The sequence below is a fragment of the Microbispora sp. CSR-4 genome (assembly GCF_008033685.1).
Taxonomy (GTDB): Bacteria; Actinomycetota; Actinomycetes; order Streptosporangiales; family Streptosporangiaceae; genus Microbispora.
The window spans coordinates 103,708-113,205 of sequence record NZ_VJVX01000025.1; the positions used below are offsets into that span (position 1 = coordinate 103,708).

Annotated in this window: 7 protein-coding genes and 1 tRNA gene; 7 read left to right on the forward strand and 1 reads right to left on the reverse strand. The window is 69.7% G+C overall.

The features are described from left to right. Nucleotides 1–88 precede the first annotated feature (88 nt). A complete protein-coding gene (gene gnd, locus FLV34_RS19830; RefSeq protein WP_147943758.1) occupies nt 89–1,033 on the forward strand; it encodes a phosphogluconate dehydrogenase (NAD(+)-dependent, decarboxylating) in 945 nt (314 codons plus the stop codon). Nucleotides 1,034–1,073: 40 nt separating this feature from the next. Here the strand turns inward: gnd and FLV34_RS40580 are convergent, their stop codons facing one another. Then, nucleotides 1,074–1,247 (reverse strand): hypothetical protein, encoded by a 174-nt coding sequence (locus FLV34_RS40580; RefSeq protein ID WP_187280672.1) that lies wholly within the window; start codon nt 1,245–1,247, stop codon nt 1,074–1,076. A gap of 178 nt (nt 1,248–1,425) precedes the next feature. Between FLV34_RS40580 and recF the strand changes: the two genes are divergently transcribed. From recF to FLV34_RS19860, 6 genes are all read left to right on the forward strand, one after another. After that, entirely contained in the window at nt 1,426–2,613 is a 1,188-nt protein-coding gene (gene recF, locus FLV34_RS19835; RefSeq protein WP_142649618.1) for a DNA replication/repair protein RecF, read from the forward strand. Next, nucleotides 2,603–3,136 carry a DciA family protein gene (locus FLV34_RS19840; protein ID WP_312845764.1) on the forward strand — a complete coding sequence of 178 codons (534 nt, stop codon included), beginning with the start codon at nt 2,603–2,605 and terminating at the stop codon, nt 3,134–3,136. Before recF ends, FLV34_RS19840 begins: the two co-directional genes overlap by 11 nt. Before the next feature lie 502 nt (nt 3,137–3,638). Next, complete coding sequence (gene gyrB / locus FLV34_RS19845) at nt 3,639–5,585, forward strand: DNA topoisomerase (ATP-hydrolyzing) subunit B (RefSeq protein WP_142649619.1); 1,947 nt, start codon at nt 3,639–3,641, stop codon at nt 5,583–5,585. Between the two features lie 29 nt (nt 5,586–5,614). Next, complete coding sequence (gene gyrA, locus FLV34_RS19850; protein ID WP_147943759.1) at nt 5,615–8,116, forward strand: DNA gyrase subunit A; 2,502 nt, start codon at nt 5,615–5,617, stop codon at nt 8,114–8,116. Between the two features lie 214 nt (nt 8,117–8,330). Continuing rightward, a complete protein-coding gene (locus tag FLV34_RS42560; RefSeq protein ID WP_261985839.1) occupies nt 8,331–9,074 on the forward strand; it encodes a DUF3566 domain-containing protein in 744 nt (247 codons plus the stop codon). 154 nt (nt 9,075–9,228) lie between these two features. Then, nucleotides 9,229–9,305 (forward strand) — tRNA-Ile (locus tag FLV34_RS19860). Nucleotides 9,306–9,498: the final 193 nt, after the last annotated feature.

Consider the following 9,498-nt stretch of genomic DNA (forward strand, 5'->3'; position numbering starts at 1 on the left):
GGGCGTACGATCTCCTGCGGGCATGGACCCCTTGTGCATGGGTACGCGTGCCTCCGTGGACGACGCAGACGTTTGAGGGGTGGCTCAGATGCAGATCGGCATGATCGGGCTCGGCAAGATGGGCGGGAACATGGCCGAGCGACTGCGGCGCGGCGGGCACGACGTCGTCGGCTACGACCGTGATCCCTCCATCAGCGACGTGAGCAGCCTGAAGGAGCTCGTCGAGAGGCTTCAGGCGCCGCGCGCGGTCTGGGTCATGGTCCCCGCGGGGAAGCCCACACGCAGCACGGTCGAGCAGCTGCGCGAGCTGCTGTCGGAGGGTGACATCGTCATCGACGGCGGCAACTCGCACTACCTGGACGACCAGCGGCACGCGGCCGACCTCGGCACCCACGGCATCGGCTTCGTCGACGTGGGCGTCAGCGGCGGCGTCTGGGGCCTGGAGTACGGCTACGCCCTGATGACCGGTGGCGAGGAGGAGCACGTCCGCCGGCTCATGCCGATCTTCGAGACGCTCAAGCCGGAGGGCGAGGACGGCTTCGTCCACGCGGGCGGCGTGGGCGCGGGCCACTTCGCGAAGATGGTCCACAACGGCATCGAGTACGGCATGATGCAGGCCTTCGCCGAGGGCTGGGAGCTGCTGGAGGCCAGCGACGCCGTCACCAACGTCCCCGAGACGTTCAAGAGCTGGCGGCACGGCACGGTGATCCGGTCCTGGCTGCTCGACCTGCTGGTGCGGGCGCTGGAGGAGGACCCCGACCTCTCCGAGCTGAAGGGCTACGCGGAGGACTCCGGCGAGGGCCGGTGGACGGTCCAGGCGGCCGTGGACCACGCGGTGCCCCTGCCGGCCATCACGGCCGCGTTGTACGCGCGTTTCGCCTCGCGCCAGGCCGACTCCCCGGCGATGAAGATGGTCGCGGCGCTGCGCAACCAGTTCGGCGGGCACGCGGTCGCCTCCGCCGAGGGCCAGACCGGCAAGGGCGCCGACGCCCCCGGCGCCGACGTCACCCCGCCGGTCGAGGTCGAGGGCTGACGCGCCTCGACGTTCCCGGCCCACGTTTGCCGGCCGACGTTCACGGGCGGCGTTCACGGGCGGCGTCCACACCCTGTGGACGCCGGGGGGCTCGCCCGGATGACCTGTCCTCGTCGGCGAGGCGGTCCCGCGCGAGCGCGGCCCGGCGGACCGAGCCGGACAGCTCGTCGGACGTCTGGGCCTGATCGCTCGCCCGCCGGACTCGTCCGTACACAGGGCGATCCGGGCCTTCTGCCGAGTCTGGTCGCCGGTCGACGGCTCTTCAGGCGTTGATCTTCCACAGGCTGTGGACGAACCACCCCGCACCGGCCCGTTTCTCCACAGCGAGCCGTTTCTCCACAGGACGTCGCGGCCGGGACACGAAGGCCGGGCACCGGCACTAGCCTGGCGGGGTGCACGTGGCGAGCCTGTCCCTCACCGACTTCCGGTCATACCCGGAGGTCGAACTCGTGCTGGAACCGGGGGCGACGGCGTTCGTCGGGCCGAACGGGCAGGGCAAGACCAACCTGGTCGAGGCGCTCGGCTACGTCGCGACCCATTCGAGCCACCGCGTGGCCACCGACGCGCCGCTCGTACGGCACGGCGCGCAGCGGGCGATCGTGCGCGCGGCGGTGGTCAGGGACGACCGCCGGGCGCTGGTCGAGATCGAGATCAACCCGGGCCGGGCCAACCGCGCCAGGGTGAACCGCTCCCCCGTCCCCCGGCCGCGCGACGCCCTCGGCCTGTTGCGGACCGTGCTGTTCGCCCCGGAGGACCTCGCGCTGGTCAAGGGCGACCCGTCCGAGCGCCGCCGGTTCATGGACGACCTGCTCGTCGCCCGCGTCCCCAGGTTCGCGGGTGTGCGCGCCGACTACGAGCGGGTGCTCAAGCAGCGCAACGCGCTCCTGCGTACGGCCGCGGCGACGCGGGCGGGACGGCGGCGCGGCGGCCGCAGGCAGGAGGACGACGCGGCCTTCGCCGCCGCCGGCGCGGGAGACGTCCTGAGCACGCTCGAAGTCTGGGATTCCCACTTGGTGCGCCATGGCGCGGAGCTGCTGGCGGCGCGGCTGCACCTGGTGGACGCGCTGCGTCCGCTCGCGGCGAAGGCGTACGCCACTCTCGCCCCGTCGTCCGGACTCGCCGATCTCGAATACCGGCCGTCGGGGTTATCCACAGATATCCCCACCCTGGGGACAAACCGGGAACTACTGGCCGAGCACCTGCGGGGGGGCCTCGCGGAGGCGCGTCAGGCGGAGCTCGAACGCGGCGTGACCCTCGTCGGCCCCCACCGCGACGACCTGCTGCTGCGGCTGGGCGAGCTGCCGGCCCGGGGCTACGCGAGCCACGGCGAGTCGTGGTCGTTCGCCCTCGCGTTGCGGCTCGCCGCCTACGACCTGCTGCGGGCCGACGGCGGCGACCCCGTGCTGATCCTGGACGACGTCTTCGCCGAGCTGGACGGTCAGCGGCGCAGGCGGCTCACCGAGATCGTCGCCCCGGCCGAGCAGGTGCTCATCACGGCGGCGGTGCCGGACGACGTGCCGCCCGAGCTGGCCGGTGCCCGGTTCGACGTGATGGAAGGGAGCGTGACCCGTGTCCGATGAGATATCCACAGGCGGTGGACAATCCCCGCAGGGCTCGGCCGCGCGAGGCGCCGCGCTGGCGCGGGAGAAGCTGGCCCAGGCGAAGGCCGACGCGCTGAAGCGGGGGCAGCTCCCCCGCAGCGAGCCCCGTCGCCGTTCCGGGCCGGGCGGCGCGCGGCGTGACTCCGGCGATCCGCTGCCGTTCGGCCGGGCGATCCGCGACCTGCTCGCCGCCCGGGGATGGGAACAGCCGGTCGCGGTGGGCGGGGTGTTCGGCCGCTGGGCGGAGATCGTCGGCCCCGACCTGGCCGCCCACACCAGGCCGGAGAGCTTCGAGGACGGCGAGGTGGTGGTCGCCGCCGACTCGACCGCCTGGGCGACCCAGGTCAGGCTCCTCGCGTCCACGCTGGTCAGGCGGCTGAACGAGGAGCTCGGCGACGGCACCGTGACCCGGGTCAAGGTGCACGGCCCCGGCGCGGGCCCCCGCCCGGAGGGCGGCCTGCGCGTACGCGGGAGTCGTGGGCCGGGCGACACGTACGGCTGACGGGGGCGACCGAACCTCGGACCCGTTAGGCGACACCCGCCGGACGTAAGCCGGAGCGGCCGTGGCGAAAGGCAAGCCCGGTCGGCGACCAACCTCGAACCGACCGTGGTGAAACGCCGCGTCGGTCCGTGACGAACCCCGGGACCGGCCGCGCGACGGCCCGCCGGATCGGCCCACGGGGAGCCGCGAACCGACCCGCGGAGACCCCGAACCGGCCCAAAATCGCGTCTGAGGCTTCGACCCCCGTTCCGTGTGGGGGGTGCTCAGAAACATGATCGTCAAGCGACAGGGCATCACAGCCCCCGTGAATGCCACCTGTTGTCTCTCGGACCGGTAGAATGCAGATGGACTCAAGGACACGTCCGGTTTGCGTCACCCCGGTCCCACGGGCCGACATCCCCTGGGTGTGCGCATCGGGGCACTCACGACGGTGACGGGCACGGCAGGGGCAGCCATTCCACGGTGTCGCCCGCCGCGTGTCCGCGGCAGGAGGATTTCGCACTTGTCCTACGACGCTAGCTCTATCACCGTTCTCGAAGGGCTGGAAGCGGTCCGCAAGCGCCCCGGCATGTACATCGGTTCCACCGGTGAGCGCGGGCTGCACCACCTCGTCTACGAGATCGTCGACAACGCCGTCGACGAGGCGCTGGCCGGTTACAACGACCTGATCGAGGTCACCCTGCTCGCCGACGGCGGCGTGCGCGTGATGGACCACGGACGCGGCATTCCCGTGGGCATCGTCGCCGCCGAGGGCAGGCCGGCCGTCGAGGTCGTCTTCACCGTGCTGCACGCCGGTGGCAAGTTCGACAGCAAGTCGTACGCCGTCTCCGGCGGCCTCCACGGCGTGGGCGCCTCGGTAGTCAACGCCCTGTCGACGCGACTTGAGGTCGAGGTCCGCACAGACGGCCACGTGTGGCGGCAGAAGTACGTGATGGCCAAGCCGACGGCCCCGCTGGAGAAGGGCGAGCCGACCGACGAGCACGGCTCCACGATCAGCTTCTGGCCCGACCCGGCGATCTTCGAGACGACCACGTGGAACTTCGAGACGCTGGCGCGCCGGTTCCAGGAGATGGCCTTCCTCAACAAGGGCCTGAAGATCACGCTGATCGACGAGCGGCCCGACCACATCATCGACGGCGCGCCCAAGGTGGTCACCTACCACTACGAGGGCGGTCTGTCCGACTTCGTCAAGCACCTGAACTCGAAGAAGGAGCCGATCCACAACTCGGTGATCGACTTCGAGGAGCACGGCGACGGCATCTCGGTCGAGATCGCCATGCAGTGGAACGCCTCCTACTCCGAGTCGGTCTACACGTTCGCCAACACGATCAACACGGCCGAGGGCGGCACCCACGAGGAGGGCTTCCGCGCGGCGCTGACCACGATCGTCAACCGGTACGCGCGCGAGCAGAAGTTCCTCAAGGAGGGCAAGGACGACAACCTCAGCGGTGACGACGTCCGTGAGGGCCTGGCCGCGATCATCTCGGTGAAGCTGGCCGACCCCCAGTTCGAGGGCCAGACCAAGACGAAGCTGGGCAACACCGAGGCGAAGTCGTTCGTCCAGAAGGCCTGCAACGACCACCTGCGCGACTGGTTCGAGCGCAACCCGGGCGAGGCCAAGGAGATCATCAACAAGTCGCTCCAGGCGGCCCGCGCCCGCATCGCGGCGCGGCAGGCCCGCGACCTCACCCGGCGCAAGTCGCTGCTGGAGAGCGGCAGCGGCCTGCCCGGCAAGCTGGCCGACTGCCAGTGGTCGGAGCCGGAGAAGTGCGAGCTGTTCATCGTCGAGGGCGACTCGGCCGGCGGCTCGGCCAAGGGCGGGCGCGACCCCAAGTTCCAGGCGATCCTCCCGCTCCGCGGCAAGATCCTGAACGTCGAGAAGGCCCGGATCGACAAGGTCCTCAAGAACAACGAGGTCCAGGCGCTCATCACGGCCCTCGGCACCGGCGTGCACGACGAGTTCGACATCTCGAAGCTGCGTTACCACAAGCTGATCCTCATGGCGGACGCCGACGTGGACGGCCAGCACATCACGACCCTGCTGCTGACGCTGCTGTTCCGTTTCATGCGCCCGCTGATCGAGGCCGGGCACGTCTACCTGTCCCAGCCGCCGCTCTACAAGATCAAGTGGGACCGCAAGGGCGAGGACGCGTCGTACGCGTACTCCGACCGGGAGCGGGACGCGATCATCGAGGACGGCGTCGCCCGCGGCCGGCGCGACCCCCGGCTCCACGACGGTGTGCAGCGGTTCAAGGGTCTGGGCGAGATGAACGCCTCCCAGCTCTGGGACACCACGATGAACCCCGACACCCGGGTGCTGCGCCAGGTCACCCTCGACGACGCCGCGCAGGCCGACGACCTGTTCAGCGTGCTGATGGGTGAGGACGTCGAGGCCCGCAGGAACTTCATCATCACCAACGCACGCGACGTCCGCTTCCTCGACGTCTGAGCAAGCGTGGCCGACCAGAAGGACTTTTCGTGACGGAAGTGAACACGCCGCCTGGGCCTCCCGCCGATCGCATCGAGCCGGTCGACATCCAGGCCGAGATGCAGCGCAGCTACATGGACTACGCGATGTCCGTCATCGTGTCCCGCGCGCTGCCCGACGTCCGCGACGGCCTCAAGCCCGTGCACCGCCGTGTGCTGTACGCGATGTTCGACGGCGGCTACCGGCCCGACCGCGGCTACTTCAAGTGCTCCCGCGTCGTCGGCGACGTCATGGGCTCCTATCACCCCCACGGCGACACGTCGATCTACGACACCGTCGTACGGCTTGCGCAGCCGTGGTCGCTGCGCTACCCGCTCGTCGACGGGCAGGGCAACTTCGGCTCGCCGGGCAACGACCCGGCCGCCGCGATGCGGTACACCGAGTGCCGTCTCGCGCCGATCGCCATGGAGATGCTCCGCGACATCGACAAGGAGACCGTCGACTTCCAGCCCAACTACGACGGGCGGTCGCAGGAGCCGGTCGTCCTCCCGTCGCGGTTCCCGAACCTGCTGGTCAACGGGTCGGCCGGCATCGCGGTGGGCATGGCGACGAACATCCCGCCGCACAACCTCCGTGAGGTCGGCGAGGCCGTCAAGTGGGCGCTCGACAACCCCGAGGCCACCGACGAGGAGCTGCTCGACGGGCTGCTCGCGCGGGTCAAGGGTCCCGACTTCCCGACCGGTGCGCTGATCGTCGGCCGCCGCGGCATCGAGGACGCCTACCGCACCGGCCGCGGCTCGATCATCATGCGGGCCGTCGTCGAGGTCGAAGAGGACGCCAAGGGACGGCAGTGCCTGGTCGTCACGGCCCTGCCGTACCAGGTGAACCCGGACAACCTCGCGCTCACGATCGCCGAGCTGGTCAGGGACGGCAAGATCACCGGGATCGCGGACGTCCGCGACGAGACGTCCTCGCGCACCGGCCAGCGACTCGTGATCGTGCTCAAGCGCGACGCGGTCGCCAAGGTCGTGCTGAACAACCTCTACAAGCACACCCAGCTCCAGACCACGTTCGGCGCGAACATGATCGCGCTGGTGGACGGCGTGCCGCGGACGCTGCGCCTCGACCAGTTCGTCCGGCACTACATCACGCACCAGATCGAGGTCGTGGTCCGGCGGACCCGGTTCCTGCTGCGCAAGGCCGAGGAGCGGGCCCACATCCTGCGTGGTCTGCTCAAGGCCCTCGACCGGCTCGACGACGTCATCGCCCTGATCCGGCGGTCGCCGTCGGCGGCCGAGGCGCAGGGCGGCCTGATGACGCTGCTGGACATCGACCAGGTCCAGGCGCAGGCCATCCTCGACATGCAGCTGCGCAAGCTGGCCGCGCTGGAGCGGCAGCAGATCCAGGACGAGTACGACGGCCTGATGGCGCAGATCGCCGACTACCAGGACATCCTGGCCTCCGAGCCCCGCCAGCGCCGGCTCGTGTCGGACGAGCTCGGCGAGATCGTCGCCAGGTACGGTGACGAGCGCAAGACCGAGATCACCGCGTACGAGGGCGACATGTCCATCGAGGACCTGATCGCCGAGGAGGACGTGGTCGTCACGATCACGCGCGGTGGCTACGCCAAGCGGACGAGCACCGACCTCTACCGGGCGCAGCGGCGCGGCGGCAAGGGGGTCAGGGGCGCGCAGCTCCGCCAGGACGACATCGTGGAGCACTTCTTCGTCACCACGACGCACCACTGGCTGCTGGCCTTCACCAACAAGGGCCGGGTCTACCGCTTCAAGGCGTACGAGCTGCCCGACTCGGGCCGGGACGCGCGCGGCCAGCACCTGGCCAACCTGCTCGCCATGCAGCCCGACGAGCACGTGATGGAGATCCTGGACCTGCGGGACTACAACGTCGCGCCCTACCTGGTGCTGGCCACCCGCAGCGGCCTGGTGAAGAAGACGCGGCTGTCCGAGTACGATTCGCCGCGATCCGGTGGCCTGATCGCTATCAATCTGCGCGAGGATGACGAGGTGATCGCCGCCCGTCTCGTCTCCGAGGGTGACGACCTGCTGCTCGTGTCCAAGAACGCGCAGTCGATCAGGTTCACCGCCTCGGATGAGGCGCTGCGCCCGATGGGCCGCGCCACCAGCGGTGTGATCGGCATGCGGTTCGTGGACGGCGACGAACTGCTCGCGATGAACGTCATGAGCGACGGCGACGACGTGTTGATCGCGACCGAGGGCGGGTACGCGAAGCGGACACCCGCCGACCAGTACCCGGTGCAGGGCCGGGGCGGCAAGGGCGTATTGACGGCGAAGATCGTCAGTTCTCGTGGCAAGCTGGTCGGAGCCGTCATGGTGCGTCCCGAGGACGAGGTCTTCGCGATCACCTCTGCGGGCGGGGTGATCCGCACCAGCGCCGGTGAGATCAAGCAGTCGGGCCGCCAGACCATGGGCGTCCGCTTGATGAATCTGGCCGAGGGTGACAGCGTTGTGGCCCTCGCTCGCAACGCCGAGTCGTTGGAGACCGAGGAGAACGGGGCAGGAGGCGAGGCATGAGCGAGCGTAGCGGGCGAATCGCTGAGCACAGCACGATTCGCGGATGCGCACCCGAGCCGTCAGATGAGGGCGTGGCATGAGTGACACCGGCGGACCGCGGACACCCGGCGCCAAGAGACCTTCGGGCGCCCGCCCGACGTCGTCTTCGAACGGCGTTACCGCACGGGCGCACGATGGCGGTAGCGTCGCCAAGGTGGCTTCCGAAGGAGATGACGTGACCGCCGCCGACAAGGCGAAGGCCGACGACACCATGCGCATCCGGACCTCGGCCGCCGACCAGCCGTGGAAGCGGCAGCCGGGCTCGGACGGCGCGTCCGAGAACGGCCGGTCCGAGAACGGCCGACCGGACGGCGGCAGGGCGGACAACGGCAGGGGCGACAGCGGTGGGGCGACCGCGCAGTATCCCCGGCCCGCCGGCCTCGGTACGTCCACACCCTCTGTGGACAACGGCCGTCCGTCTGTGGACAACGCTCGTCCTTCCGTGGACGGCGGCTCCGTACGCGGCCTGAGCTTCGGGCCTGCCGGTGGAGACCGGCCCGAGCCCGCCAAGAAGGACAAGAAGCAGCTCGGCGTGCGTCCGCCGCGCAAGGCCCACCTGGTCCTGCGCAGGATCGAGCCGTGGTCGGCGATGAAGTTCAGCTTCGTCGTGTCGCTGGTGTGCTTCGTCGTGCTCTTCGTGGCCGTCGCCGTGCTGTACGGCGTGCTGTCGGCGCTCGGCGTCTTCTCCTCGATCACCGACACCGTCAACCAGCTCACCAGCGGCGCCGGCGGCGCCGGGGCCGGTACGATCGACATCGCGAGCTGGTTCGAGCCCGTCCGCATCCTCGGGTACGCGGCTCTGCTGGGCGCGCTGAACGTCGTGCTCATCACCGCGCTGTCCACCCTCGGTGCCGTCATCTACAACATCTCCGCGGACCTCGTAGGCGGTGTCGAAGTCACCTTCAGCGAAGCCGAGTGACCCACCGGTGCGGCAGGCCGCCCACACGAGCGGCCCGCCGTACGAATGCGCCTCGATGGCACGACCACGGGCCCGGACACGGTAAGCTTTTCCTCGTTCGGAACGACGGATTCGCCACCGGATACGGGATGCGGTAACCTTCGTTGCGCGGTGCGGGGCTATAGCTCAGTCGGTTAGAGCGCTTCCCTGATAAGGAAGAGGTCCCAGGTTCAAGTCCTGGTAGCCCCACCACGAAGTACCAGCCCAGAGGCCAGTTCCCAAGATTCGGGACCTGGCCTTTTGATCGTTTGTTAGTCATTCGTTAGTAGGACCTGCCCCGACCAGGGAGGATGTCCCGACGTTCGTGGAACTTGATCGGCGGTCCCGCGGTCAGGCGACGTTCTCGTTGTAGCAGTTTGAGGTCGGGTTCTGGGCTGCGACGTGC

What these genes read in the sequence shown, in the direction of transcription:
- gnd (WP_147943758.1), top strand. Translation starts at nt 89, where the DNA reads ATGCAGATCGGCATGATCGGGCTCGGCAAGATGGGCGGGAACATGGCC.